Here is a 25465-nt window from a genome sequence, read left to right as displayed (position 1 = left end):
CGTCACTAAGATCCATTCACTTTCATTTTAAAGAACGACCATATCGTTGCGATGCACGATGGCATCGCCATAGTCATAGCCGAGCAGAGACTCAATATTGTCTGAATGTTTCCCCGCTATCTTGATAAGATCTTTGGCGCTATAACGGCTCATGCCTCTGGCATATTCTTTACCGTCACGGTCAATAAGCTGCAGAGTTGCCCCGCGTTCAAACTCGCCCTGCACTTCAATTATGCCTTTAGAGAGTAGGCTTCGTCCCTTCTGCGTCACCGCCAATACTGCACCTTGGTCGAGCACCAGTTTACCTTTAGTAGCCTGACCCGCTAAAATCCACTGTTTACGGCTCTCCAGCGGATTTTCCAACGCGGTGAAATGAGTGCCTACGGGCGCCTTACAGACAGATTTTTGTATCACCTGAGGATGATGACCCGAGGCGATAACCACCTCTACGCCAGCCCGACGGGCGATATCCGCCGCCTGCAGTTTTGTCGCCATACCACCGGTTCCCAGACCAGACACGGCACCGCCGGCTAACATGCGCAGGCTGTCATCGATATTGACCACTTGCTTGATAAGCTTGGCATCGGGATTTGAGCGGGGATCAGCATCAAATAAACCCTGCTGATCCGTTAACAAGATAAGCAAGTCTGCATCACAAAGCAGCGCCGCTCTAGCCGAGAGATTGTCATTATCCCCCACCTTAATCTCATTGGTCGCCACCGCATCATTCTCATTGATGATGGGGATAATGCCATGAGCGAGCAGTGCATTGAGTGAATCTCTGGCGTTGAGGTAGCGCTCCCGATCGTGAAGGTCGGCGCGAGTGAGCAGCATCTGACCCACGTGTAAGCCATAGATACTGAAAAGTTGTGACCAGGCTAGAATAAGCTGACTCTGGCCAACGGCCGCTAACAGTTGTTTATTGGCTACCGTATCGGGGAGTTCGGGGTAACCTAAGTGCTCTCTCCCTGCCGCGATCGCCCCCGAAGTACACAAGACGACTTCGACGCCCGCTTTCATCAGCGTCGCCATCTGCCTTGCTAACTCGACCATGTGTGCCTTATCTAGCTGCTTGCTGCCGGATGTCAGTACACTCGTTCCCAATTTTACCACTACGCGGCGGTAACCAATCTCACTTAAATTCATTATCATTATAAAAAAAGAGCCGAACTTAGCGTTATACCCAATCCTGAGGACAAATGGTAGTCAGCGGGGTAAAAGAAGCGTTAAAACCAGTTAATAGTGAATAAAAGCCATAAAAAAAGGCCATACACTGTATGACCTTTAATTTTCTGCCGCTATCCGTTGATAGTATGCAATATTCACTTTATCTCACTAATTGTTAGCCATGGATAAATTTCGCGATAAAGAGTAAAGCCAACACCACCACGCCGACATTGAGATCTTTATAACGACCACTCATCAATTTTATCACGGCGTAAGAAATGAACCCCATAGCAATGCCCGTCGCAATTGAAAATGTCAGTGGCATCAATATACAAACCACTACAACGGGGGCTGCTTCGGTCAAGTCTTCCCACTCCACATGTACTAGGCCTGACATCATCAGAATAGCCACATAAAACAAAGCTCCAGCCGTTGCATAGGCAGGCACCATGCCAGCCAGTGGTGAGATAAATAGCGAGAGTAAGAAAAGAACACCAACCACCACAGCGGTTAAGCCCGTACGGCCACCAGCGCTGACACCAGCAGTAGACTCGATATAGCTGGTCGTTGTCGAAGTTCCTAACATGGCCCCGGCTATGGTGGCCGTACTATCGGCAGTTAATGCGCGTTTAAGCCTGGGCAGACGTCCCTTATCATCCAAGAATCCGCCTCGCTGGGCCACGGCGACTAAGGTGCCAGAGGTATCAAACAAGTCGACAAACAAGAAGGCGAATACCACCGATAACATGCTGATCTCAAGCACACTGGCAAGATCCATCTTCATAAAAGTCGGCATGATAGAGGGAGGCATAGAAACCACCCCTGTATATTGCACGTCACCAAACAGTAATCCGAGTAGAGTAATAGACAGAATACTCACCACCACAGCCGATTTCATCCCCCGCTGTACCATGGCGATGATCAAGAAAAATCCCACAGCCGCCATCACGGCAGGAAAGGCTGTGATATCTCCCATGGTCACTAGAGTTGCAGGACTCGCCACCACTATCCCGCGCTTTTCAAACCAATGAGAGCGAGGAATAAGCCTATACCCGCGGCGATGCCAAGTCTCAAGGACATAGGAATACTGTTGACAATCCACTCCCTGATCTTGACTAAAGAGAGGACCAGAAAACAGAGGCCCGATAAAAATACCGCCCCAAGCGCCGTCTCCCAGGTGTAACCCATCTCGCCAACCACGGTATAAGTGAAGAAGGCATTGAGACCCATACCAGGAGCCAAGGCGATTGGATAATTAGCCACGATCCCATGATTAAACAACCAATAGCCGCGGCCAGACATGTCGCCACGAACACTGCGCCATGATCCATGCCGGCATCGGCAAGCATCATAGGATTGACGAAGATGATGTACGCCATGGTCAGAAATGTGGTTAACCCAGCCACCGCTTCCTGTTTTAACGATGTATGGTTCTCTTTAAGTTTAAATAGTCTTTCTAACATGACGCTCAATCCCTGAATATGAGTGTTGGAACATGTGGTCCTAATAAGCCTATAGTCAGTGAAATCCAGCTAAATGACAAACACTGATAAGGCAAACACTGAAAGGTAACCAGTCTTCAAGCTGAAGTTGGCTGGATTTGAGTCGCCACCTTGCACAATAAACAAGTTCAAGCTGCAGAATAAAAGGCAAAAAAAAGCCTGCTCAATGAGCAGGCAAAGACTAATTCAAGTGTTCCAAATGGAAAGAGTTTCCGCGCTAACAGTTACACTGGCATATAGACTCGCTCAAAAACGATCATCAATATACAACTTGAGTCATAACATCCCAAAAGGGATAAGGGTCGATAGATGGTAACTAGTTTGCTATCACAAGGGGTTAACTTAGATGATAGAAGGGACAGTCAGCCCTTTGTACTCTACAAATTAGCTTCTAAGGAAGGTTAGTCCTTGAAAGTCATCGGGTATAAGCCACCACGTAAAGCATCAGTACAAAACCAAGCGCTGTGCCAATAAGTGTGTTGCATTCCGGTATAAGACATAATTAATACTCCTAAACAAAGTTGTAATACATACTCTAGTCAAACTTGGTATGGCGTTAATCTAAACGCGATACCTCAGAGACAACTCGTCGCTCGATTCCTTGGAGAATTATCCATCCTGGATAGACTTAGAGGTGGAAGGCATCATTGCCTAACCAACGAGAGAGATTATATTCAAACTGTAATTTAATTACAAGATTTATTTCAATTTAACGTAAATAAAGCAAAAAACAGTCACTTTTAGTAATTAAAGTACAAACCCACACTTATTAGAGATTGATCGTAAAAAGGCAGGTATAGAGCTAAGTAAACTGGTTGAATAAGTGCGAAAGAAGCTCACTAAAATTCATCGAAAAAAAAAGCCTGCTCAATGAGCAGGCAACGACTAATTTCAAGCGTTCCGAAAGGAAAGAGTTTCCGCGCTAACAGTTACACTGGCTTATCATTCTGTTATTCAACATAAATTGAATAACTTAACAACAAACCTCTTGAGTCTAAAGATCCCAAAAGGGATTAAGGTTGATGGATGGTAACTAGATGGCTATCACTCAATATTAAAAATAGTGAGTAGATAACAGGGTAGTCAGCCCTTGAAACTGAAACTACAAGGAGGGTTAATCCTTGAAGTTCATCGGGTACAAGCCGCCACGCAAAGCCTCGGTACAAAACCAAGTATTTTGCCAATAAACGTACTGCATTCCAGTATAAGACATAGTCAACACTCCTAACAAAGTTGTAATTAAATTACTCTAACCATTCTTACCTGTTATCAGCGGGTTAAGCCTTTAAAGAAAAGAAAACACGGTAGAGTCAACTTGTCGCTCGATTCCTTGGAGAATTATCCTTCCTGGATAGACTTTATTGAAAGAGGCTGATTGCCTAATCAATAAAGCCATTATAGATAAATGTAGTTTTATTACAAGCTTTATTTGATCTAGATTAATAAAGCTTAATAATCAGGCTGAATCGACAATAAAACGCGTAACTTTACAACAAAAAAAGAAGTTTTAAGTCTATCTGTTGTAACAGAATGAAAACTGATGACAAGAATTAAACCACTCGGCTGTAGGAATAGCTAATAAGAATGAATGCCATTGGCTTATTAGAGCTAAGACCATGGGCACTCAGACCCGATGCTTCTAACAGAAACGCTGCTGGATACTGATGACCACGAGCCGTTACCGATAATAGATACCCATTATTCCTGAATCATTTACTGGTCATGTACTGAAAAAGACCGACAAGTGGTGTGGCCGTTGGGCTGCCATAAAGTGGATGGCCTTCAGTAGCACTGCCCGCGATATCTACATGGGTGAAGGCCATTGCCTTATTAGAGCTAAGACCATGGGCACTCAGACCCGATGCTTCCAATAAAAAGGCTGCTGGATACTGATGACCACGAGCCGTTACCGATAATAGATACCCATTATTCCTGAATCATTTACTGGTCATGTACTGAAAAAGACCGACAAGTGGTGTGGCCGTTGGGCTGCCATAAAGTGGATGGCCTTCAGTAGCACTGCCCGCGATATCTACATGGGTGAAGGCCATTGCCTTATTAGAGCTAAGACCATGGGCACTCAGACCCGATGCTTCCAATAAAAAGGCTGCTGGATACTGATGACCACGAGCCGTTACCGATGACGGTCCATTATTGGATGAGAGTATATCCGCCGCACCCGATGGATCGACTATCTTGGCAAAATCTTCACGGCGCAGCACAGACTGCTCGATAGGCTCGCCCCAAGCCAGCCCTAAGTTAGCCATACTGGCAGCCACGCCCGCCTGCTTCGCCACAGCATTTTCTACGGTGGCAGTATATCCGCCGAAACAGCGCACCACATGGCCGGTTAATGTCGCCACCGAAAAGAGCTCAGGCTTAACAGATTTTTCTGCTTTGATCCGCAAATGAGAAAGCAAGTCCGCCAGTACGAGGCGACCTTCCGCATCAGTATTGCCAATTCTGACTCGAACGCCGGCATGGCTTGTGATGATCTCATCGGTAACGAAGGCTTCGCTGCCTATGCTATTACGCACCAAGCCAAGCTCGGCAACCACACGGATCCCCTTTGGCTTAAGCATAGAAAGTGTCTTCATCAGGCCAGCGACTGCCGCCGCGCCACCTTTATCTCGGCTCATGCCAGCCATGCCACCGGCAACCTTGATATCCGCGCCGCCGGTATCATAGATAACGCCTTTACCCGCATAGAAGTAGGTATGTTCTATCTCACCTTCGCCAACATACTCAAGTTTAACCACACGGGGCTGATGCCTGGAAACCGCAAATGACGAGCGTCCTACGGCGCTAAGCAGAGGGTAATCCCGCTCCAAAACATCTCTGTCTTCCACCACACAAACCTTCAAACCGGAATCTTGATAGGCAGCAACACAATAATCTGCAAAGGCTGCTGCAGACATGCGCTCCGGCTCTGTGCCACATAGATCTCTGGCTAAGTTTCTGCCAGCCTCTATGGCATTCAGGCTCTGGCTAGCTTGGGTCGAATTGAACAGGCCTATGGCCTCAAATGCTGGCGTGTCGCCACTGACTTCACGTCTCTCAAGGGTTTGCCACAATTCCTGACCACAGGATAAAGCAGCGACTTGGGTAGAAAATTGGTAGCGCTCATGACCGTCACCAGCAACAACCATTAAAGGACGAATAGCACCGGCATCTCTGGCTAGCTTGATGCCCGCTCTCGCCGCATCGGCAAAAATACGCACATCTTCAAAATCATCCTTACTGTTCTTCACCGGTGAGATGATCAAGCGGCCACCAGCGAGTCCTGGGGCAAACAATAGCGTCGGAGATTGTCCTACGCGCTTATCGACCTTAGCGCCGTGCTCCGCCAGCAATGTCACCTCGTCAAAACCAGATTTACTGATATCTGTGGCTATGATAACCAAAGCATCCCAACCACTGCCTTCGAAGATTGCATCATCATCGAGTACATCAACAAAATTAACCTGAGCCATGAACCATCCTTCTGCTTGTGAGATCGTGTCATTTGATTCTATAAATCGCAGATAAAACCTTGTTTTAAATGAGTCATTACAGAACACACATTCTTATAGCTATTAGCAACTAGCGTGTGTTTATTGGTTAGTAATAATAACCTAAGTTAAGCCGATGCCAAGTGCTTATAAAATATTGCTGGAAACTTTGTATGACAGCCTTTACATAGGCAAAATTCTTGCCTGATATTCTTGGTGTTTAGCTGTGATAGAATGCGGTTAAATTTAGCCTCCAAGTCGTATTCTAAAGGGGAATTATCCGTGACAGCAATAAGCCAACTACAACCTCAAGCACTCTGGCAGTGGTTCGATCAGATCTGTGCGATCCCGCACCCTTCTAAGCATGAGCAAGCGCTCAGCGAGCACATTCAAGCTTGGGCTAGAGACAAGCAACTTGAAGTTGTTGAAGATAAAGTCGGTAACCTCATCATCAAGAAGCCGGCCACGCCAGGCATGGAAAACCGTAAAACAGTGGTCCTGCAAGCCCATATCGATATGGTGCCACAGAAGAACTCAGATAAGGTTCATGATTTTGAGAAAGACCCTATCATTCCTTACGTGGATGGTGACTGGGTTAAGGCTCAGGGCACGACTCTGGGTTCTGACAATGGCATTGGCATGGCGTCTGCGTTAGCCGTTTTGGGCGCAGATGATATCCCTCACGGCCCATTGGAAGTCCTGTTAACTATCGATGAAGAGGCAGGCATGACAGGCGCTTTTGGCCTGGAAGCCGGTTATCTCGATGCCGAGATCCTGATCAACACAGATTCTGAGCAAGAAGGCGAGATCTACATGGGCTGCGCCGGTGGTGTAGACGCCCAGATCAGTGTGCCTATGGTGTGGCAAGCCCCAGAGTCGAGCAATTTGACATACACCTTGACCCTCTCGGGTTTAAAAGGCGGCCATTCGGGTGTGAACATACATCTTGGACGTGGTAATGCCAACAAGCTGCTGGCCCGTTTCCTGTTTAACCATGCCGATGACTTGGCGCTGGAATTAACTGACTTCACCGGTGGTTCTCTGCGTAACGCCATCCCACGTGAAGCCAGCGTCAGCTTTATGCTACCCGCTGAAAATATCACTAAACTTGAGGCTCAGATCCAAGAGTTTCAGGCACTAATAAGGGCAGAGCTAGCCATTGCCGATCCCGATATGTTACTCGAGCTAGCCGAAGTGCCAGCGGCCAAGCAAGTGATGAGCGAAGATACTCAAAATATGCTGGTTGACCTACTCAATACTTGTCCAAATGGCGTCATTCGCATGAGTGATGAGGTTGAAGGTGTTACTGAGACTTCATTAAATGTCGGCGTCATCAGCACAGAAACACAGAGCGTTGAGATTCTATGCTTAATTCGCTCACTGATAGATTCAGGTCGTGAGGAAGTCGAGAGCGTATTAACCTCACTGACAAACTTAGCCGGCGTCGAGATAGAGTTCAGCGGTGCTTACCCGGGATGGAAGCCAGACAACAGCTCACCTGTGATGGCCCTGGTGCGTGAAACCTATGACGACATCTACAACAAGAAGCCGGTGATCATGGTGATCCATGCGGGTCTTGAGTGTGGACTGTTCAAGAAACCTTACCCTGAGATGGACATGGTATCGATTGGTCCAACTATCCGCTACCCACATAGTCCTGATGAGAAAGTACTCATAGAAACGGTAGGCCAGTACTACAAGCTGCTATTAGCAGTTCTGGAACGTATTCCAGAGAAAGGTTAAACAAGATTTCGAGTGCCTAGGTTTTAGTATCTAGGCACTCGAACTTCATTCCATAAACCTAGGCACTCAAATTTAGCATCTAGTTACGTCTTAAATCCTAGGAACTCGAACCTAAGACCTAGCGACTTCTTTTAAAAACCTTCTTAAAATCCTAAGTCCATCTGCGACTCTTTCACTCCACTCTCTGCCGCTCTGGTGTTAATCGCCGACTGACTCGCTAATCCGACAGATACTCCTAATAAACGAATGCCTCTCCCCTGCTGGCGTTCCAGCGCTTGTAAGAGCAGATCATAAAATAACTTCACCGACATCTCATCGGCTCTGTGCTCTATGGTGGTCTGTTTAAAATCACTAAATTTAAGCTTAACCACTTGTTTGTTGATGCTGCGATCTTTAGCGCTACGCGTCACCCGAGCCGCCAGCTCCTGAATAAGCTGAGGCATCACACCATGACATTGCTCCAGAGTGTAGATATCTTTTGCCAATGTCGTCTCGACTCCCACAGATTTACGCTCTCTGTGTGGCGAGATACCGCGCTCATCTAAGCCTTGAGCCCGCTCAATCAAGACAGCGCCAAATTTCCCAAAACGCTCAATCAGGGCCGATTGGGGATAGTCCTGTAGATCGCCGCAGGTTTTAAGGCCAATATCCTCAAGCTTCTTGCCCGTCACCTTGCCCACACCAGGGATCTTAGTCAGGGGTAAGCTTTTCACAAAAGGAGAGATCATATCCGGGGTAATCACATATTGTCCGTTAGGTTTATTCAGATCTGAGGCGACCTTGGCAAGAAATTTAACCGGCGCAATACCGGCTGAAGCCGTAAGGCCTGTGACCTCGAAGATCTCCAGCCTGATGGCTTCAGCTATCAAGGTAGCCGAGCCCTGGCATAAAGTGCAGTCGGTGACATCCAGATAAGCTTCATCCAAAGAAAGAGGCTCAATCAAGTCGGTATAGCGAGCAAAAACTTCACGGATCTGCATCGAGACCTCTTTGTAGACCGACATGCGCCCAGGCACCAATACCAGATCGGGGCAAAGTTTTAATGCATAGCCTGAAGCCATGGCCGAACGGACACCGAAGACCCGCGCCTCATAGTTACAGGTGCTGATCACTCCGCGGCGATCACTGCGCCCTCCCACAGCTATGGGCTTGCCCCTCAACTCAGGAAAGTCACGCATCTCGACCGCGGCAAAATAGCAGTCCATGTCGATATGAATTATTTTCTTCAAATTAGTTTTCAAAGCAGTTTTCAACACACTCTTCTAAACACTCTCTAAATAAGAAGCTCTCACGCCACTATACTGTATATAAAAACAGTACCCAACGAATATCGGACCAAAACAGAGGATTAGTTGCAGAAATGAACAAGGAATAAACAAAAATGCCATCAACATAAGCGTTAATGGCATTAAGAGGTGTGAAATTTACATCAAAGACTAATTAGATTTAAGATATTCTGCATGAAATTTCAAGTGTTGTTCCATGAAACTGGCAATGAAAAAGTAGCTATGGTCGTAACCTTCATGGCTTTCAAGCACTAGAGGATAACCACTCGCCTTAGCCGCAGCTTGCAACATCTCAGGTTTAAGCTGCTCGACTAAGAAGTCATCCGCTTCGCCTTGACTAACCAGAGCTGGAACAAATGACAAACCATTTCCCTCTGAGGCGTTACGCATTAAGGTACTGGCATCATAGTCAGACCAAACGGATGTGTCCCGGCCTAAGTAAGCGGTAAAGGCTTTCTTGCCCCAGGGGCAATTTATCGGATTGCTGATAGGACTATAAGCCGACACAGACTGGTAAGCAGCACTGTTTCTCAGGGCTATGACTAAGGCGCCATGTCCGCCCATTGAGTGCCCGGCAATAGAACGCTTATCGGTCACCGGAAACATGGACTCAATCAGGGCGGGTAACTCATGGACTATGTAATCATACATCTGATAGTGCTTGTTCCACGGCGCTTGCGTCGCATTGACATAGAAACCGGCACCTTGACCTAAGTCGTAGCCCTCATCGTCGGCAACGTCTCTGCCACGGGGACTGGTATCCGGCGCAACGATAGCCATACCGAGCTCAGCAGCCAAACGCTGGGCACCCGCTTTGTGCATGAAGTTTTCATCGCTACAGGTCAAACCAGATAACCAATAAAGTACTGGTACTTTCTGGCCATTCGATGCTTGTGGTGGCAGGTAGATGGCGAAACGCATGGCACAATTTAAGCTCGTGGATTGGTGACTATATTGCTTGTTCCAGCCACCAAAGCTCTTATTACTACTGAGATTTTCTACTGTCATTATTTATCCTTATTACCACTGTAATATCCCTATTCCCAACGTGTTTACAGGAATATTATAGCAGTAGGACGATTGATTAATCTAAGGTTGAAGCGGGGTTATCCGCTTCGAGAGCATTTATCCAAATGACTATTTGTCAAAGTGACTATTTGCCAAAGCGACTACTTATCGAAATGGATCACGGTACGAATGCTCTTGCCTTCATGCATAAGATCGAATGCATCATTGACCTGCTCAAGACCCATGGTATGAGTGATAAAGTCACTTAACTTAAACTCACCCGCCATGTAACGTTCAACATAGTCAGGTAACTCAGAGCGACCTTTAACGCCACCGAACGCTGAACCTTTCCACACACGGCCAGTGACGAGCTGGAATGGACGGGTTGAGATCTCCTGGCCTGCACCAGCGACACCGATAACCACAGACTCGCCCCATCCCTTATGACAGCACTCAAGCGCCGAGCGCATCACGTTGACGTTACCGATACACTCGAAGGAGTAGTCGACGCCGCCATCTGTAAGCTCAACGATGACATCCTGTATTGGCTTATCATAATCTTTAGGGTTGATAAAATCGGTAGCACCAAGCTTACGAGCCAGGGCAAACTTACTCTCGTTGATGTCGATAACTATGATGCGGCCAGCTTTTGCCATAGTCGCACCAATAACAGCAGACAGACCGATACCGCCCATACCGAAGATAGCAACAGTTGCGCCCTCTTCGACCTTAGCCGTATTCATCACCGCGCCCATACCGGTTGTTACACCGCAACCTAACAAACACACTTCTTCTAATGGCGCCTCTGGGTTGACCTTAGCCAGAGATATCTCAGGCAGAACTGTGTACTCAGAGAAAGTAGAAGTGCCCATGTAATGGAAGATGTCTTTACCGTCTTTGGAGAAACGAGTGGTACCGTCTGGCATCAAGCCTTTACCTTGAGTCTCACGGATTTTCTGACACAGGTTTGTCTTACCTGATTTACAGAACTTACACTCACCACACTCAGGGGTATAAAGTGGAATAACATGGTCGCCGACCTTTACACTCGTCACGCCTTCACCGATAGACTCGACGATGCCGCCACCTTCGTGACCTAAAATACACGGAAAAATCCCCTCAGGATCATCACCCGAGAGTGTGAAAGCATCGGTATGGCATACGCCGGTAGCGACCATCTTAATGCGCACTTCACCTTTTTGTGGTGGCATAACATCGACAATTTCCATAGACAGAGGTTGGCCAACGGCCCAAGCTACGGCGGCTTTAGATTTGATTGTTTGTGCTGTCATTTTAGCTCCAAAATATAATGGGTTAAATCATGGGACCGATACCAGAGAAAGATACTAAATCTAATTCCTGGCACCATGTCGTTTTGAATATGGGATAAGTATATCCCTTAAGATTAAAATGATAATCCTACTTATGGGTAAATTACTTTTACTCTAGAGTAACAATCATCGTAATTGACTGTCTTTACTACCACGTCGGTTATAACCAGCCATCTTTGTCTGTAGATTATCTTGCTCAGCTTGGCAACTAATGCACAAACGAACGCCAGGTACTGCATCTCGACGTGCCAGTGGAATTTCGGTGCCGCACTCTTCGCAATGAGCCAGACCCGAACCTGCACTTAATTTCCCTCTGGCTTGTGCAACGGCCTCACCCACACTGCTATCTATTTGCTCTTGCACCGCGCCATCTCTTGACCAACCTCCAGCCATGGATCTCTCCTATTTATTTCTAAGAATCTGTCAAAGCTTCTTTCTGTTTAAACGCGATCAACCAATAGGTTACACCTAGGGCGATAATGACCGCGGCAGAAGCCCAGACGTATTCGGCATCAACCTCTTTAAAATCCAGTACTATGATCTTTCGTGATATGGCCATCAGTGCTGTCGCTATCACTATCTGCACATCTATCACGCCCCATAAAATGACTAGAGTCATTAGGACCGCCAAAGCTCTTACAGCATAGTGCACTGCTTGGCCCAGCTTATTGATAATAGGTTCGTTATCTATTTTTCCATTTAAACTCCTTAAAGGCATAAGCGCAGAGCAGTAATATCAATGCTATCAGCCCCTAAACATGAGAAGGCACTTATCGGCTGACGTAAATTAAAAGCTGTACCGAAGAATTGGGTGTATTATATTCCTAATCAAAATAATGATAATCTAGTAAATTATAAAATCACTTTTACCAGGAGGTAATAATGTTTAACTGGGAAGGTGTCAGTGAGTTTGTCGCCGTGGCAGAAACCGAAAGCTTTACTCAGGCAGCAAAACGACTGGGCATATCCACGGCTCAAGTCAGTCGTCAAGTCAGTGCCCTAGAGACCCGCTTAGCCACAAAACTCTTCCACCGCACCACACGTAAGGTCTCGGTAACGGAAGCGGGACAAGTCTATTTTCAACATTGCAGGCAAGTTCTCGATGGGCTAGAAGAGGCTGAAAGAGCGATCACCAACCTGCAGAGCACGCCGCGGGGACGCTTGAAAATAACCGCTCCAGTGACCTATGGCGAGAGAACGCTAGCTCCCTTAATAAATGACTTTATCGCCAAATATCCCGAGCTCGAAGTTAAGCTCAACCTGACTAACCTCAAGGTAGATATGATCGATGAAGGCTATGATCTGGCTATCCGTCTGGGACAACTCGAAGACTCGAGCATGATGGCTAAGAAACTGGGAAAGCGAACACATTATATCTGCGCTTCTCCGAATTACCTTTCGACCTATGGTATCCCCCACTCCTTATCTGAGCTAGAGCAACATAACTGCCTGCTAGGCACCTTAGATTATTGGCGTTTTCAGGAAGGCGGCAAGACCAGAAATATCAGAGTCAGGGGTAGCCTGAGCTGTAACAGCGGCAGAGCTCTGGTCGATGCAGCAGTGAAAGCCATAGGTATCACTCAGTTGCCCGACTATTATGTCTTGCCCTATCTCGAGAGCGGCAAGTTAATGTCAATACTCGAACAACATAGGCCTTTCGATGATGGGATCTGGGCCATCTATCCACAAAACAGGCACCTGTCACCTAAGGTGCGTATGTTGATCGATCATCTGACAGAAAAGCTAAAATAAAAATGCCTGTCACTATATAACTGGCATTTCGCTGATTGGCACTCAAGGTCATGCTGCTAGATCGTAAACTGCTGGATATTCTTCGACAGCTCCCCTGTCACATGTTGGAACTCGGCCAAACTCACCGACAGGGCTTCACTCGATGCCAATGAATCATCGGATAAGCCTCGAATATTCTCCACATTACAGGCCACCTCTTCGGCAACCACGGCCTGCTGACCTATGGATGAGGTGATCTCTATCGTCTGCTGCTGAATCGCCGAAATGGCACTGGTGATCCCGGTTAGGGCTTCTTCGACCTGAATCGTCAGCTCCTGACCCACATTCGCCTGTTCGACCCCCTCTTCCATGACTTGCTCGGCCTGGAGTGCATTTTGTTGCAGGGTCTGGATTATCTCCTGAATATTGGCAGTCGAGTCTTGTGTCCTAGAAGCTAAGGTTCTCACCTCATCGGCGACTACGGCGAAACCTCTGCCCTGCTCACCTGCGCGGGCCGCTTCGATCGCGGCGTTGAGTGCTAACAGGTTAGTCTGCTCTGCAATACCACGGATCACGCTGAGCACCTCGCCAATCTGCTCCGAACTGGTCCTCAGATGGCGAACCACCTTAGCAGCCTCAATGACCTGAGAAGAGAGTGACTGCATACCTTGAGTGGCCTTAGCGACAATCTCCATCCCATCACGAGACTCTTGCTGGGCTTTCTCGGAAAAATCACTGGCACGTTGAGCACTATTCGCCATCTCCTGAGAGGTATGAGCCATCTCAGTGGCCGCCGTTGCCACGCTGGATATCTCCTGCTTCTGCTGTGAAACCGAATGCAATGCCTCATCACATATAGCGACCGCACCGCTTACCCCGGAATCGACTCTATGTGTCAGCTCTCGGGTCTGCTCCAGCATCCCTTGTACCTTAGCCGCGAAACGGTTAAATGCATCACCTAGTTTGCCCAGCTCATCTTCTCTGTCCATATGAATACGTTTAGACAGATCGCTATCACCTTGGGCAATATCTTCCATCGCCTCGAGTAAACGATTGATCTGACGCCTAAAGGGTAACAGCATCATCCAAACTGTAGCGCCTACCAAGAGCATGATGACCACGGCAAGCAAGCTTGCGTTGACCATAGCCTGGTTGACTGGCGCTTCTATCACAGCGTTAGGTAACATGAAGGCAAGGTGCCATTTTTGCTGGGGGAAGTCACCGCCTACGCTGACATAGCTGACTCTTTGTTCTACGCCCTTAAAAGTCACCTCGGCAACGCCCTGCTCCTGTGAACTCATCAGGCGGCTCAGTTGTCCAAAACCTTGGGTATCATTAAAATAGCTATCGACTTTGCTGGCTTGAGAGCCTGGCTGGAACTGCTGAGTAAATCCTGGGAAGTACACCAGTTGCCCGCTTTGAGTCATCAAGAATGCCTGGCCCTGACCATGGTACTTCATCCTGGCTAGCAGCTCGGTGCCTATGGTATCGATCAAGATATCCATGCCACCGATACCGATAAACTCCCCATTAGCATTCTTTATTACAGACTTAACCGTAGCCGAGATAGAGCCATCGTTGGCATCAACCGCAGGATCGGTCACATACATGCCATTTTTATTTATACCTTCCTGCCACCAGGGACGTTTGTTGGTGTAGTAGCCCGCATCATTGTATCGGCCATTGAGATCGAAATACTCGAAAGTATTCGCCGAGCCAAAGAACACCGACTTAATATCACTGTCACTATCTGAGAAATGTTTGAAGTATTGGATAACACTTTGATACTCGACATCGCGATCTAAGTTACTGAGTCGCTTATTGTACTGGCTGAACCAATTCAATACTTGAGGTGAGGCAAACACAGAATCGATCACCTTTGCTTTCTCGACAAAGTAACTGGTCACTTCGTTGGATTTCAGCTGTACCAGGGCGGAGAGATCGACATCGATCTGTTTACGGGTTCGGTCACTTTCGCCATTGACGAGGAAGGCGGAAACGATGGCGAGTAAAATAGCTAATGCGCCGACAATGGCAAAGACTAGCTGGAGACTGAGGGAGCTTTTAAGCTGCTTCATGGAGTACCTTTCATTTATTTTTATTATTAACCCATCAAACTAGCAGAACTGCGCTAAGTGTGAAGAGTTAACCGGGATAAAATAGTGAAAAGTGTTTTTTATGTATTGTAAATAAGGCGGAGCAATGGCAAAACATGTTAAGAGAAATAAAGAGGGCTTGGCTGTTTAACTCAATGATCGGACTCAGAACAGCTCATTAAGCATCTTTCTTTCTTCGTCACTGAGCAAAGAGATGGCGCCTAAACGGGGAAGCTCAGCTTTGGCCTGTAAGAGTTGCAACTCAAGGCTGGCAATCTTGAGCAATAGTGAGTTAACGATCACAGGAAACAATTCACTTAACTGACTGGTATCTGGATCGAGTGTAGAATTGATGTCTCTATGCCTGGTCATTTTCCCCTCCTGATTCTATAACATCAGGATAACCAATTTTACTGAATACAAGCTGTACAGAAGGACAGAAGACAAAAAGTAAAAAGACACTCAAACGGTTCTGCTTGAATGTCTAATATTCGCCGTAACCCGATACATCTATTTCAATACAGCCTATTATCGGGTAAAACCAAGGCTAGATCATAGATTGAAGATAGTTTTGCAGACCAACTCTGCCTATAAGTCCTAGCTGCTTCTCTAGCCAATACATATGATCCGATTCAGTCTCCTCTAACAAAACCGCTAAGATCTCACGAGTCTGATAGTCTTGCTTCTGTTCACATAAAGCAATTGCCTTACGTAGATTATCGGCTACTTGATACTCGTAATTGAGATCATTTTGCAGCATCTCCTGAGTATTCTTACCAATATTTAACGGCTCACGACTGGCGACGTCGGGAGTGCCCTCGAGAAATAAAATACGCTGCACTAACTTACCAGCATGAACTCTCTCATCATCCGACTCATGGGAGATTCGGGTATGAAGCTCATTTAGCCCCCAATCCTCATACATTAAACCGTGAACGAAGTACTGATCCATTGCTGATAGCTCGCCAGTCAGCAGCTGGTTGAGTGTATCGATAACCTCTTGGTTGCCTTTCATTTGATAGCCTCTTACTTATTAATTTTTGACTGAAGGTAATTCTGCGTACCGGTTAATGAGATCAACTCTTGCTGGGATTCGATCCAGTCTAAGTGCTCCTCTTCATCTTCGAGCAGATCTGCGAGTAGATCACGACTGACATAATCTCTTAGTGACTCACAAATCTCGATAGCAGATCTAAGCGCCAAGATTTGCTCCTCAATCATGGTTTTATCACAACTGAGCATCTCTTCGCAGTGCTCACCGATCCTGAGTTTTTGCAGTTGCTGCAGATTCGGTAAGCCTTCGAGAAACAGTACACGCTCAATTAACTTATCGGCATGCTTCATATCCTGGATGGATTTCTTATATGACTTATGATTCAGCTCTTCGAAGCCCCAATTTTTATACATGCGAGCATGGAGAAAATACTGATTGATGGCAGTCAGTTCGAAGGTGAGTATGTTATTGAGCTGACCGAGTACCTGAGGTTGACCTTTCATCTCTGCGTCCCTTAATTATGAAACTTGATCCAAATCAAGTATCAGAGACTATTACAGAAAAGAACAAAATGCAATTACCGTTATATTTCAACGACTTAATAATGAAAAGTATTCTTATTAAGATTCTTTTTAGCGACTATCGTTTTCGAGGGAAATGTAAACTAAAATATGACAGGCATAAAAAAAGGCATCTTGAGATCAAGATACCTTTCAGTTGTTTAATAGCTGAAATTGGCTAGATGATGCGGTCTTTGGCGAGTTTTTCACGTCTCTCATCTTCGACAGCCATTTTTGCTTTACGATTGTCACAAGGATCATCGCAATCGCACGCTTTATCGATCCCTAACACCCCTAAGCCACCACAACTTCCTGCAACTGCAGTTCGCTTAACGAGATAGCCAATAGACATCAAAAGAAAAAACAGCAATAAAACAACAAATGCCGCGATAAATGTACTCATCATATACTCCAACTGTAGCGTGAGCCGATTATATCATCAGATCACTCGAGTAGACTAAATCTATCGTCCAGAACAGACCTAATACTAAATTCAAAAATCTAGTATTAGCACAAAGCCCGATCGGTTTACTGATTTACATAAGGTTTAAAAGCATCACTGTAAAAGACTTTAAAGCCGTTATCTTGTTTCTCAATCAGCATGATGGCTAAGTTTTCCTGCTTAGCCAAGGCCAGAGACTTCTGGGTACCTAATACCATCATGGCCGTCGCGTAACCATCTGCCACCATAGACTGCTTATGCAGTACTGTCACAGAAGCTAATCTATGATCGATTGGATAGCCACTTCTGGGGTCGATGAGGTGAGAGAATTGACGTCCCTCTTCTTCATAGTAATTACGGTAATCACCGGAAGTCGCTATTGCCATGTCACCGGGTTCGACCACCTGTTGGATTTCACGATCGTCAACATCCGGCTGCTCGATAGCGACGCGCCAGGGCGAGCCATCCATTTTGTTGCCAAATACACTGAGCTCACCACCGATTTCAACCAGATAGCCATCGACATGATACTTATCGAGTATTGCTGCAACGACATCGACACCAAAACCCTTGGCAATCGATGAAAGATCCACATATAAGTCAGGATTAGTCTTAGTTAACTTGGTGCCATCCAGATGAAGATATTGCATGCCCGTTTTTGCCTTTGCTGCAGCGATAACTTCTTCTGAAGGTATGCTGGTTGGTCGCTTATCGGGTCCAAATCCCCATAGGTTTACTAAAGGACCTAAGGTGATATCTAATGCGCCGTCCGTAACGTCATAGAGATGTATTCCCTCGGCAATAACAAAAGCAGTGTCCCTCGACACAGTCACTGTCTCTTCATAATTCATGGAATTGAAGCGTGACAGCTCAGACTCAGGCCGATAGGTAGACATCTGATCATTGACCTTCTCTAGTGCGAGATCAATTTTAGCTTGAAGTAGGTTAGCTTCCGGAAGCTGCTGACTCGGTACCACTTTAATGTGATACGTCGTGCCCATGGTGTTGCCGGAAAGTGAAATTATTTGTGCAGGTTTACTGCACCCAGAAACAAAAAAGGCTAGCCATACGAGGGCTAACCAGTTTACTAAGGTCTTTTTCATTTTGACCTAAATCCTTATCACTATAAAACTTATGATCTACTCGATGCTTGATTAAAGACAGTGAGGAAGAGTTCCTCACTGTCTTTTTTAAACTCGAATGACAACTATTTCAAGATTCAAGCGTGTAAGATGTGATTAGCCGCCGAAGTCATCCAGAAGGATGTTTTCATCTTCGACACCAAGATCTTTCAGCATACCGATAACGGCCGCGTTCATCATTGGAGGGCCACACATGTAGAATTCACAATCTTCCGGCGCATCATGGTCACGCAAATAGCTTTCATACAGTACATTATGAATGAAACCAGTCTTGCCTTCCCAATTATCCTCAGGCTGAGGATCTGATAGTGCAACATGCCAATCGAAGTTTTCGTTATCTGACGCCAGGCCATCGAAGTCTTCGACATAGAACATTTCACGCTTAGAGCGGGCACCATACCAGAAGCTTATCTTGCGGTCTGTCTTAAGACGCTTAAGCTGATCGAAGATATGAGAACGCATTGGCGCCATGCCTGCACCACCACCGACAAAGATCATCTCGTTGTCCGTTTCTTTAGCGAAGAACTCGCCAAACGGACCAGAAATAGTCACCTTATCACCCTCTTTCAAGCTGAAGATGTACGAAGACATCTTACCGCAAGGCAGAGTTAAGTTACGTGGCGGAGGTGTTGCAATACGCACGTTCAACATGATGATACCAGCCTCTTCAGGATAGTTCGCCATAGAGTATGCACGGATTGTTTCATCTTCTACTTTAGACTCTAGCTTGAAGAAGCCAAAGTGCTCCCAGTCACCACGATATTGTGCAGGAATTTCGAACTCTGCATATTTAACATGATGTACAGGGGCTTCAATTTGAATATAACCACCGGCGCGGAACGGAACCGAATCACCACCAGGTATTTGAAGCTTAAGCTCTTTGATGAAAGTGGCCTTGTTATCATTAGAGATAACGGTACATTCCCACTTCTTAACACCAAAGATCTCTTCTTCGAGCACGATATCCATATCAGTTTTAACGCTTACCTGACAAGATAAACGACAGCCCTCACGAGCCTCACCTTTGCTGATATGATCCAACTCAGTTGGCAAAATATCACCACCACCTGATTTAATATGTACTTTACACTGACCACAAGTACCACCACCACCACATGCACTAGAGACGAAAATACCGCTCTCGGCCAATGCACCTAGTAATTTGCCACCTGCAGGCAATTTTATGCCTTTCTCAGGATCATCATTGATACTAATTGTAATGTCACCGCTATTTACCAACTTTGACTTGGCAAACAAGATGATTAGTACCAAACCTAAGACGATAGCAGTAAACATACTCACACCGAGGTAAACCTCGAGTGGAGTAGATTTAAGAATATCCATTAACTTATCCTTAACAGTCCGAAACAGGAACCCTATGGGTCCCGATTATAGGGACACTCCAGAAAACGACATGAATCCAAGCGCCATTAGACCCGCGGTCACAAAGGTAATACCTAAGCCACGCAGTCCATCAGGCACATCAGCATATTTCAGCTTTTCACGGATACCTGCTAACAAGACGATAGCTAATGCGAAGCCCACTCCTGAACCCACACCAAACACCATACTCTCAAGCAGGTTGTAATCACGCTCAACCATGAAAGAGACTGCACCAAAGATGGCACAGTTTACAGTGATGAGTGGCAGGAAGATGCCCAGAGCGTTATAGAGCGGCGGGAAGAACTTATCTAACACCATCTCTAAGATCTGTACTAGCGCCGCGATAACACCGATGAAAGTGATGAACTTCAAGAAGCTCAAGTCAGCATCCGGTGCACCAGCCCAAGCCAGAGCACCTGGTGCCAAAAGCCCCTGATAGATGATCTGGTTAACAGGAACTGAAATTGCCAGAACCACAATAACGGCAACACCGAGTCCCATCGCCGTGGTCACTTTCTTCGATACTGCCAAGAATGTACACATCCCCAAGAAGAAAGAGAGAGCCATGTTCTCAATAAAAATAGAACGAATTAATAGACTTATATAATGTTCCATCGCGCTTACCCTTTTGCTTCTACTTGCTCTGGCTTAACAGTACGAATGATCCAGATCAGAGTACCGATTAAGAAGAACGCACTAGGTGGTAGCAATAGCAGACCATTTGGCTGATACCAACCACCGTCTGAAATCTTGCTTAATATCTCAACACCAAATAGCGAACCATTACCAAAGAGTTCACGGACAAAACTTACAGATAGAAGAATAGCACCATAGCCTAAGCCATTACCTATACCATCCATAAAGCTCATCATAGGCGGTGTCTTCATCGCATAAGCTTCGGCGCGGCCCATCACAATACAGTTAGTAATGATAAGACCAACGAAAACCGACAATTGCTTAGACACGTCGTAGGCATATGCCTGCAGCACCTGATCGACCACGATTACCAAAGATGCAATGATGGTCATCTGCACTATGATACGTACACTGCTTGGGATGTGATTACGCAACATAGAGATGAACAAGTTTGAACACGCCGTAACGGCAGTCAAAGCAATGGTCATCACCAGTGCAGTTTCCATCTTACTGGTTACAGCCAGTGCACTACATACACCTAGTACTTGCAGAGCGATCGGGTTGTTATTAACAATTGGTCCCGATAGAACCTGCTTAAGTTCTTTAGCGTTAGCCATTAGCTCAGTCCTCCATTACGAAATTTCTCGATGAAGTGAGCAAAACCTTCCTCACCTAACCAAAAATCAAGTGAGTTTTGAACACCGTTACCGGTCAAGGTTGCACCAGATAGCGCATCTACACCGTGGACAGAAGCCGCAACAACTGGGTTCTTAGTGACCTTAATCGCTAAGTTACCTTGTGCGTCATAGAGCTTCTTACCATGCCATTTCGCCATCCAGATTGGGTTTTGAACTTCACCACCTAGACCCGGAGTCTCACCCGAACCGGTAAATGCATAGTAAACCAGACTCTGAATAGTATTCATATCAGGCTCGATGGCCAGGAATGCATACATGGTTGACCAAAGACCGTAGCCTTTAATCGGTAAAATCAGTGTCTTTAGTTGCCCTTGGTCATCACTGACAATATAGACAACCGCAGTGTTTGCTACACGCTTAACCGAGGCGACATCGTTCTCAGGCTTAAATGAATTAGCGACATCACGAGAAACCTTATCGGCATCGAATGAATCTGCATCACCTTCAACCCAGTCACCGGTCTTTAAGTCGACAAGCTTAGCCACAACATACTTGTTGTATTTTTCAAGTACGTCGGCTTTAGTCAAAGGAGCTCCACTATCAGCAGTGAGGCCGGCAGCTTCAAGAATGTATTTTTGCTTATCCAGCAGTTTATTCTCAATCTGGATTGGCCTTAATATTACAGCTGCAGTCGATACGAAGATCGAACAGATGAAACATAAACCAACCACGACAAAGAGGGTTCTGCCAAAGGAATCTTTGTTACTAGCCACGTGCAATCCTCCGCTTGATATTTGCCTGAACAACAAAATGGTCAAATAGTGGAGCAAACAGGTTGGCGAATAAGATGGCCAACATCATACCTTCTGGGAACGCTGGGTTAACGACACGGATAAACACTGCCATTGCACCAATCAAGATCCCGTAACCCCACTTTGCCGAGTTAGTGAACGAAGCCGATACAGGGTCAGTCGCCATAAACATCATACCGAAGGCAAAACCACCTAAAACAAGGTGCCAGTACCAAGGCATAGCGAACATAGGATTCGTGTCACTACCGATAAAGTTCAATAGGTAAGAAACAGCAATCATACCGACCATCACACCGGCAACGATGCGCCATGATGCGATACGTGCGTATATGATCACCGCGCCACCGAGCAAGAGAGCAAGGGTAGACACTTCACCGACAGAACCAGGAATGAAACCTAGGAAGGCATCCCACCAATTTTGGTTGAATCCATATTCTAATGTGCCTTGAGCCGCTTGACTCAGTGCAGTAGCACCAGAGAAACCGTCTGCAGCAACCCAAGAGCTGTCACCAGACATGCTGAGCGGGTAAGCGAAGAATAGGAAGGCACGACCAGCCAGTGCTGGGTTAAGGAAGTTACGTCCCGTACCACCGAAGATCTCTTTGGCCACAACCACACCGAAAGTGATACCCAGTGCAACCATCCATAAAGGAATTGTAGCAGGCAGAGTCAATGCAAACAGCACCGAAGTGACGAAGAAACCTTCGTTAACTTCATGACCACGCACCGACGCAAACAAGACTTCCCAGATACCACCGACGGCGAATGTCACCGCATAGATAGGCAGGAAGAAACAAGCGCCGTACCACAGCAGGGCTGCAATACCTGAATTCTCATTCAGTTCAGTACCAAACATACCGAACAGGCTAACCTGCCAAACGTCTGGTGTCGCGAAACCGGCTACAAGCGCATCTTGAGCTTGCAAACCTACGTTATACATACCAACGAACATGGCTGGGAATGTACATGCCCACACCAAGATCATCATACGTTTCAGGTCTAAATTATCGCGAACATGGGTTGCGCCCTTGTTCACATGACCTGGGGTATAGAAAACCGTATATGCAGCTTCGAAAACGGCGTAAAACTTTTCGTATTTACCGCCCTTCTCAAACTGAGGTTCGATACCCTTAAAAAACTCTTTCAAACCCATTAGCCTTCCCTCACGATCGTATCTAGACAGTCACGTAGGTAGGTCGCATAGTCATACTTACCCGGACATACGACAGTACACAATGCCAAATCTTCTTCATCCAACTCCAAGGCGCCCAAGGTAACGGCACCATCGGAATCGCCTGACACTAAGTCACGCAATAACATAGTAGGAAGAATATCCAGAGGCATCACACGCTCATAGTTACCGATTGGCACCATAGCTCTGTCAGATCCACCGGTACTCGTCGTCATATTAAACAGACGTGAAGGTGATAGGTGACCTAAGAAAGAACGAGTGATAGAGAACTTATCACTGCCAGGCATAGCCCAACCGATAAATTCCTGCTCTCTGCCTTCTTCAAGCATTGATACCTGCAGATGGAAACGCCCCAGATAAGCATGAGGCCCAATCGCAGTTCTTCCGCTCAAAACTGAGCCAGAAACAACACGAACGTCACCGTCTAAGGTTTCATTTGCAGTTAATTCTGTGAAAGAAGCACCGAGTTGAGTACGAACTAATCTTGGCTTACTCGCCTTAGGGCCCGCTATGGCTACCACACGTTGAGTGTTTAATTCACCGGTAGTAAATAGCTGACCAATGGCGATGACATCTTGGTAACCCACATGCCAAACCGTTCTGTTAACCGATGCGGGGAGTAGGAAGTGTATATGTGTACCGACCAGACCCGCAGGATGTTTACCTGCAAACTCTTCGACTTGAGCATTGGCGGCTGGAATATCGGCTCCAGGCGCTTTACACACAAAGACTTTACCTTCAGTCAATCTTGACAGAACCTTAAGTCCATTCTCAAAATCAGCTTTTTGCGTACCGATAACCACTTCAGGATCGGCAGCAAGAGGTTGAGTATCTATCGCGGTAACGAAGATGCCGGCAGCGGTAGAATCTACTGCTGGGGCTTTACTGAAAGGACGAGTTCGCAATGCTGTCCACAACCCTGATTCAATAAGGTTGTCTCTAACTAGCTGCGAATCCAACGACGCTAATTCTGCTGCACCATATTTAGCAAAGGAGACACTCTCTTCCCCTTCGATATCTATGACGACTGACTGCAGAACGCGTTGTGCGCCCCGGTTGACTTCTGAAATTGTGCCACTTGCTAAAGCCGTATATTTAACACCAAGGTTCTTTTTATCTTCAAAGATAATCTGACCTTTTTTAACTTTATCACCCACTTTGATTTTCATCGTGGGGCGTAAGCCAATATACTCTTCACCCAAAATAGCCACACGTTTAATGGCTGGGCCATCATGGACTACTTGCTCTGGCCCGCCTGCTATAGGCAGGTCCAATCCTTTCTTTATTGTAATCATATCCACAAGCACTACGTTATGAAGGAAAGATAATGCGCCGCGTTCCTGCTTAGTACGACAGGTTTAAAACAAAGCTCACCTCGATGAGCTAGCGCAGACTTATCACGAAAATGCGATCGCAATCACGCTGTTCGCGCGCATTTTACAGTAAATATCACGGTATCGCCATGAAAAATGTGGGTGTTTTAATAGGATTATGAATTTTTAAATTCGGCTTTAGCTCGCATTTTAGTGAATTATTTTGATTCAGCGCCTACTAATTCAAATAAGCCCTTTACCTAGCAAGGATATTGTCTTTTTCAAATAGTCAAATGAAGCCTAATCAATATTTTTTTAACCAAAGATTAGCGCACCCTGACCGCTGATTATTTGAGCACCAATAATCAGATTAGCGAGTTAACATTAGACTGAAAAAGTAATTTTAGGCATAAAAAAAGCGGCTTAGCCGCTTATTTATGTCTGCTCCTGAATCACAAACCTTTCAAGATGTCATCACTGAGCTTTAGCTCGTCATTCTTGTTAACGCTTATCCCTGCAGCAATTATCGACCGGGCGATGCCCTTAGCCTGATCCAGAGAGTGCATGTCATAAGTGCCACATTGGTATTCATTAAGCTCTGGGATCTCAGATTGCTCCGCGACTTTGAGTACATCGTTCATCGCCGCCAACCAAGCCTCGGCAACTTCCGCCTCGCCAGGCGTACCAATCAGGCTCATATAGAAACCGGTACGACAGCCCATAGGTGAGATGTCGATGATTTCAACAGAATCCCCATTGAGGTGATCACGCATAAATCCGGCATAAAGATGCTCTAAGGTATGTATGCCCCGCTCACTCAAGATGTCTTGGTTCGGCACACAGAAACGCAGATCGAATACTGTGATGGAATCACCGCTAGGCGTCTTCATGGTTTTCGCCACACGGACCGCTGGGGCATGCATGCGAGTATGATCGACGGTAAAGCTATCTAATAATGGCATCTCTACTCTCCAAATTTGTAGGGCATGGGTAAGGCT

Annotated in this window: 23 protein-coding genes and 2 pseudogenes; 2 read left to right on the top strand and 23 right to left on the bottom strand. The window is 46.3% G+C overall.

The window, feature by feature from the left end:
- Positions 1 to 27 precede the first annotated feature (27 nt).
- From proB to FM037_RS06660, 5 genes and pseudogenes are all read right to left on the bottom strand, one after another.
- Entirely contained in the window at positions 28 to 1146 is a 1119-nt protein-coding gene (gene proB, locus FM037_RS06675) for a glutamate 5-kinase (RefSeq protein WP_144048859.1), read from the bottom strand.
- 196 nt (positions 1147 to 1342) lie between these two features.
- Entirely contained in the window at positions 1343 to 2170 is an 828-nt protein-coding gene (locus FM037_RS30345) for an NCS2 family permease (protein WP_407695633.1), read from the bottom strand.
- A 2-nt stretch (positions 2171 to 2172) separates the two neighbouring features.
- Positions 2173 to 2546, bottom strand: a pseudogene (locus FM037_RS30340) (solute carrier family 23 protein).
- Positions 2547 to 4378: 1832 nt separating this feature from the next.
- Positions 4379 to 4582 (bottom strand): annotated as a pseudogene (locus FM037_RS06665) (leucyl aminopeptidase family protein); the annotation flags it as partial.
- Between the two features lie 24 nt (positions 4583 to 4606).
- On the bottom strand, positions 4607 to 6142 hold the full coding sequence (locus FM037_RS06660; RefSeq protein ID WP_144045354.1) for a M17 family metallopeptidase: 1536 nt from the start codon (positions 6140 to 6142) through the stop codon (positions 4607 to 4609).
- A gap of 300 nt (positions 6143 to 6442) precedes the next feature.
- Between FM037_RS06660 and FM037_RS06655 the strand changes: the two genes are divergently transcribed.
- A complete protein-coding gene (locus tag FM037_RS06655; RefSeq protein ID WP_144045353.1) occupies positions 6443 to 7903 on the top strand; it encodes an aminoacyl-histidine dipeptidase in 1461 nt (486 codons plus the stop codon).
- A gap of 143 nt (positions 7904 to 8046) precedes the next feature.
- Here FM037_RS06655 and dinB read toward each other — a convergent pair whose 3' ends face one another.
- The 5 genes from dinB to FM037_RS06630 all read right to left on the bottom strand — a co-directional run bounded on the left by dinB (position 8047) and on the right by FM037_RS06630 (position 12147).
- Complete coding sequence (gene dinB, locus FM037_RS06650; protein WP_144045352.1) at positions 8047 to 9132, bottom strand: DNA polymerase IV; 1086 nt, start codon at positions 9130 to 9132, stop codon at positions 8047 to 8049.
- Between the two features lie 207 nt (positions 9133 to 9339).
- Positions 9340 to 10197: an S-formylglutathione hydrolase gene (gene fghA, locus FM037_RS06645; protein ID WP_144045351.1), complete on the bottom strand. Its 858-nt coding sequence runs from the start codon at positions 10195 to 10197 to the stop codon at positions 9340 to 9342.
- A gap of 161 nt (positions 10198 to 10358) precedes the next feature.
- Positions 10359 to 11489 carry an S-(hydroxymethyl)glutathione dehydrogenase/class III alcohol dehydrogenase gene (locus FM037_RS06640; protein ID WP_144045350.1) on the bottom strand — a complete coding sequence of 377 codons (1131 nt, stop codon included), beginning with the start codon at positions 11487 to 11489 and terminating at the stop codon, positions 10359 to 10361.
- A gap of 165 nt (positions 11490 to 11654) precedes the next feature.
- On the bottom strand, positions 11655 to 11921 hold the full coding sequence (locus FM037_RS06635) for a DksA/TraR family C4-type zinc finger protein (RefSeq protein ID WP_144045349.1): 267 nt from the start codon (positions 11919 to 11921) through the stop codon (positions 11655 to 11657).
- Positions 11922 to 11940: 19 nt separating this feature from the next.
- Positions 11941 to 12147 carry a phosphate-starvation-inducible PsiE family protein gene (locus FM037_RS06630; RefSeq protein WP_227992633.1) on the bottom strand — a complete coding sequence of 69 codons (207 nt, stop codon included), beginning with the start codon at positions 12145 to 12147 and terminating at the stop codon, positions 11941 to 11943.
- A gap of 263 nt (positions 12148 to 12410) precedes the next feature.
- Between FM037_RS06630 and FM037_RS06625 the strand changes: the two genes are divergently transcribed.
- Positions 12411 to 13280 (top strand): LysR substrate-binding domain-containing protein, encoded by an 870-nt coding sequence (locus FM037_RS06625; RefSeq protein WP_144045347.1) that lies wholly within the window; start codon positions 12411 to 12413, stop codon positions 13278 to 13280.
- 56 nt (positions 13281 to 13336) lie between these two features.
- Here the strand turns inward: FM037_RS06625 and FM037_RS06620 are convergent, their stop codons facing one another.
- The 13 genes from FM037_RS06620 to luxS form a co-directional block, all read right to left on the bottom strand.
- Positions 13337 to 15337 carry a methyl-accepting chemotaxis protein gene (locus FM037_RS06620; RefSeq protein ID WP_144045346.1) on the bottom strand — a complete coding sequence of 667 codons (2001 nt, stop codon included), beginning with the start codon at positions 15335 to 15337 and terminating at the stop codon, positions 13337 to 13339.
- 183 nt (positions 15338 to 15520) lie between these two features.
- The gene (locus tag FM037_RS06615) at positions 15521 to 15727 is read right to left on the bottom strand and encodes a hypothetical protein (RefSeq protein ID WP_144045345.1); all 207 of its coding nucleotides are present in this window, start codon (positions 15725 to 15727) and stop codon (positions 15521 to 15523) included.
- A 175-nt stretch (positions 15728 to 15902) separates the two neighbouring features.
- A complete protein-coding gene (gene bfr, locus FM037_RS06610; protein WP_144045344.1) occupies positions 15903 to 16370 on the bottom strand; it encodes a bacterioferritin in 468 nt (155 codons plus the stop codon).
- A gap of 11 nt (positions 16371 to 16381) precedes the next feature.
- Positions 16382 to 16852, bottom strand: coding sequence for a bacterioferritin (bfr, locus tag FM037_RS06605; RefSeq protein WP_144045343.1), 471 nt, complete (start codon positions 16850 to 16852; stop codon positions 16382 to 16384).
- 235 nt (positions 16853 to 17087) lie between these two features.
- A complete protein-coding gene (gene nqrM, locus FM037_RS06600) occupies positions 17088 to 17312 on the bottom strand; it encodes a (Na+)-NQR maturation NqrM (RefSeq protein ID WP_144048858.1) in 225 nt (74 codons plus the stop codon).
- 125 nt (positions 17313 to 17437) lie between these two features.
- On the bottom strand, positions 17438 to 18454 hold the full coding sequence (locus FM037_RS06595) for an FAD:protein FMN transferase (protein WP_144045342.1): 1017 nt from the start codon (positions 18452 to 18454) through the stop codon (positions 17438 to 17440).
- A gap of 135 nt (positions 18455 to 18589) precedes the next feature.
- The gene (gene nqrF, locus FM037_RS06590; protein WP_144045341.1) at positions 18590 to 19837 is read right to left on the bottom strand and encodes an NADH:ubiquinone reductase (Na(+)-transporting) subunit F; all 1248 of its coding nucleotides are present in this window, start codon (positions 19835 to 19837) and stop codon (positions 18590 to 18592) included.
- A gap of 45 nt (positions 19838 to 19882) precedes the next feature.
- Positions 19883 to 20491, bottom strand: coding sequence for an NADH:ubiquinone reductase (Na(+)-transporting) subunit E (gene nqrE, locus FM037_RS06585; RefSeq protein WP_144045340.1), 609 nt, complete (start codon positions 20489 to 20491; stop codon positions 19883 to 19885).
- Between the two features lie 5 nt (positions 20492 to 20496).
- Complete coding sequence (locus tag FM037_RS06580) at positions 20497 to 21129, bottom strand: NADH:ubiquinone reductase (Na(+)-transporting) subunit D (protein WP_144045339.1); 633 nt, start codon at positions 21127 to 21129, stop codon at positions 20497 to 20499.
- On the bottom strand, positions 21129 to 21923 hold the full coding sequence (locus tag FM037_RS06575; protein WP_144045338.1) for a Na(+)-translocating NADH-quinone reductase subunit C: 795 nt from the start codon (positions 21921 to 21923) through the stop codon (positions 21129 to 21131). The genes FM037_RS06580 and FM037_RS06575 overlap by 1 nt, the downstream gene beginning before the upstream one ends.
- Positions 21916 to 23115 (bottom strand): NADH:ubiquinone reductase (Na(+)-transporting) subunit B, encoded by a 1200-nt coding sequence (locus tag FM037_RS06570; protein WP_144045337.1) that lies wholly within the window; start codon positions 23113 to 23115, stop codon positions 21916 to 21918. The genes FM037_RS06575 and FM037_RS06570 overlap by 8 nt, the downstream gene beginning before the upstream one ends.
- The gene (locus FM037_RS06565; protein WP_144045336.1) at positions 23115 to 24449 is read right to left on the bottom strand and encodes a Na(+)-translocating NADH-quinone reductase subunit A; all 1335 of its coding nucleotides are present in this window, start codon (positions 24447 to 24449) and stop codon (positions 23115 to 23117) included. The genes FM037_RS06570 and FM037_RS06565 overlap by 1 nt, the downstream gene beginning before the upstream one ends.
- A gap of 470 nt (positions 24450 to 24919) precedes the next feature.
- A complete protein-coding gene (luxS, locus tag FM037_RS06560) occupies positions 24920 to 25429 on the bottom strand; it encodes an S-ribosylhomocysteine lyase (RefSeq protein WP_144045335.1) in 510 nt (169 codons plus the stop codon).
- Positions 25430 to 25465 lie beyond the last annotated feature (36 nt).

Origin of the sequence: Shewanella psychropiezotolerans (genome assembly GCF_007197555.1) — a bacterium.
Classification (GTDB): Bacteria; Pseudomonadota; Gammaproteobacteria; order Enterobacterales; family Shewanellaceae; genus Shewanella; species Shewanella psychropiezotolerans.
This window is presented reverse-complemented; position numbering and strand designations above follow the sequence as displayed.

Excerpts from the sequence above, each read along its gene's own strand:
- nqrM (WP_144048858.1), bottom strand. The coding sequence starts at position 17,312 with ATGAGTACATTTATCGCGGCATTTGTTGTTTTATTGCTGTTTTTTCTT.
- fghA (WP_144045351.1), bottom strand. The coding sequence starts at position 10,197 with ATGACAGTAGAAAATCTCAGTAGTAATAAGAGCTTTGGTGGCTGGAAC.
- proB (WP_144048859.1), bottom strand. The coding sequence starts at position 1,146 with ATGAATTTAAGTGAGATTGGTTACCGCCGCGTAGTGGTAAAATTGGGA.
- FM037_RS06660 (WP_144045354.1), bottom strand. The coding sequence starts at position 6,142 with ATGGCTCAGGTTAATTTTGTTGATGTACTCGATGATGATGCAATCTTC.
- FM037_RS06625 (WP_144045347.1), top strand. The coding sequence starts at position 12,411 with ATGTTTAACTGGGAAGGTGTCAGTGAGTTTGTCGCCGTGGCAGAAACC.
- FM037_RS06630 (WP_227992633.1), bottom strand. The coding sequence starts at position 12,147 with ATGACTCTAGTCATTTTATGGGGCGTGATAGATGTGCAGATAGTGATA.
- FM037_RS06620 (WP_144045346.1), bottom strand. The coding sequence starts at position 15,337 with ATGAAGCAGCTTAAAAGCTCCCTCAGTCTCCAGCTAGTCTTTGCCATT.
- bfr (WP_144045343.1), bottom strand. The coding sequence starts at position 16,852 with ATGAAAGGTCAACCTCAGGTACTCGGTCAGCTCAATAACATACTCACC.
- FM037_RS06640 (WP_144045350.1), bottom strand. The coding sequence starts at position 11,489 with ATGACAGCACAAACAATCAAATCTAAAGCCGCCGTAGCTTGGGCCGTT.
- FM037_RS06565 (WP_144045336.1), bottom strand. The coding sequence starts at position 24,449 with ATGATTACAATAAAGAAAGGATTGGACCTGCCTATAGCAGGCGGGCCA.
- FM037_RS06615 (WP_144045345.1), bottom strand. The coding sequence starts at position 15,727 with ATGACCAGGCATAGAGACATCAATTCTACACTCGATCCAGATACCAGT.
- bfr (WP_144045344.1), bottom strand. The coding sequence starts at position 16,370 with ATGAAAGGCAACCAAGAGGTTATCGATACACTCAACCAGCTGCTGACT.
- nqrF (WP_144045341.1), bottom strand. The coding sequence starts at position 19,837 with ATGGATATTCTTAAATCTACTCCACTCGAGGTTTACCTCGGTGTGAGT.
- FM037_RS06595 (WP_144045342.1), bottom strand. The coding sequence starts at position 18,454 with ATGAAAAAGACCTTAGTAAACTGGTTAGCCCTCGTATGGCTAGCCTTT.
- FM037_RS06580 (WP_144045339.1), bottom strand. The coding sequence starts at position 21,129 with ATGGCTAACGCTAAAGAACTTAAGCAGGTTCTATCGGGACCAATTGTT.
- FM037_RS06570 (WP_144045337.1), bottom strand. The coding sequence starts at position 23,115 with ATGGGTTTGAAAGAGTTTTTTAAGGGTATCGAACCTCAGTTTGAGAAG.
- luxS (WP_144045335.1), bottom strand. The coding sequence starts at position 25,429 with ATGCCATTATTAGATAGCTTTACCGTCGATCATACTCGCATGCATGCC.
- FM037_RS06635 (WP_144045349.1), bottom strand. The coding sequence starts at position 11,921 with ATGGCTGGAGGTTGGTCAAGAGATGGCGCGGTGCAAGAGCAAATAGAT.
- nqrE (WP_144045340.1), bottom strand. The coding sequence starts at position 20,491 with ATGGAACATTATATAAGTCTATTAATTCGTTCTATTTTTATTGAGAAC.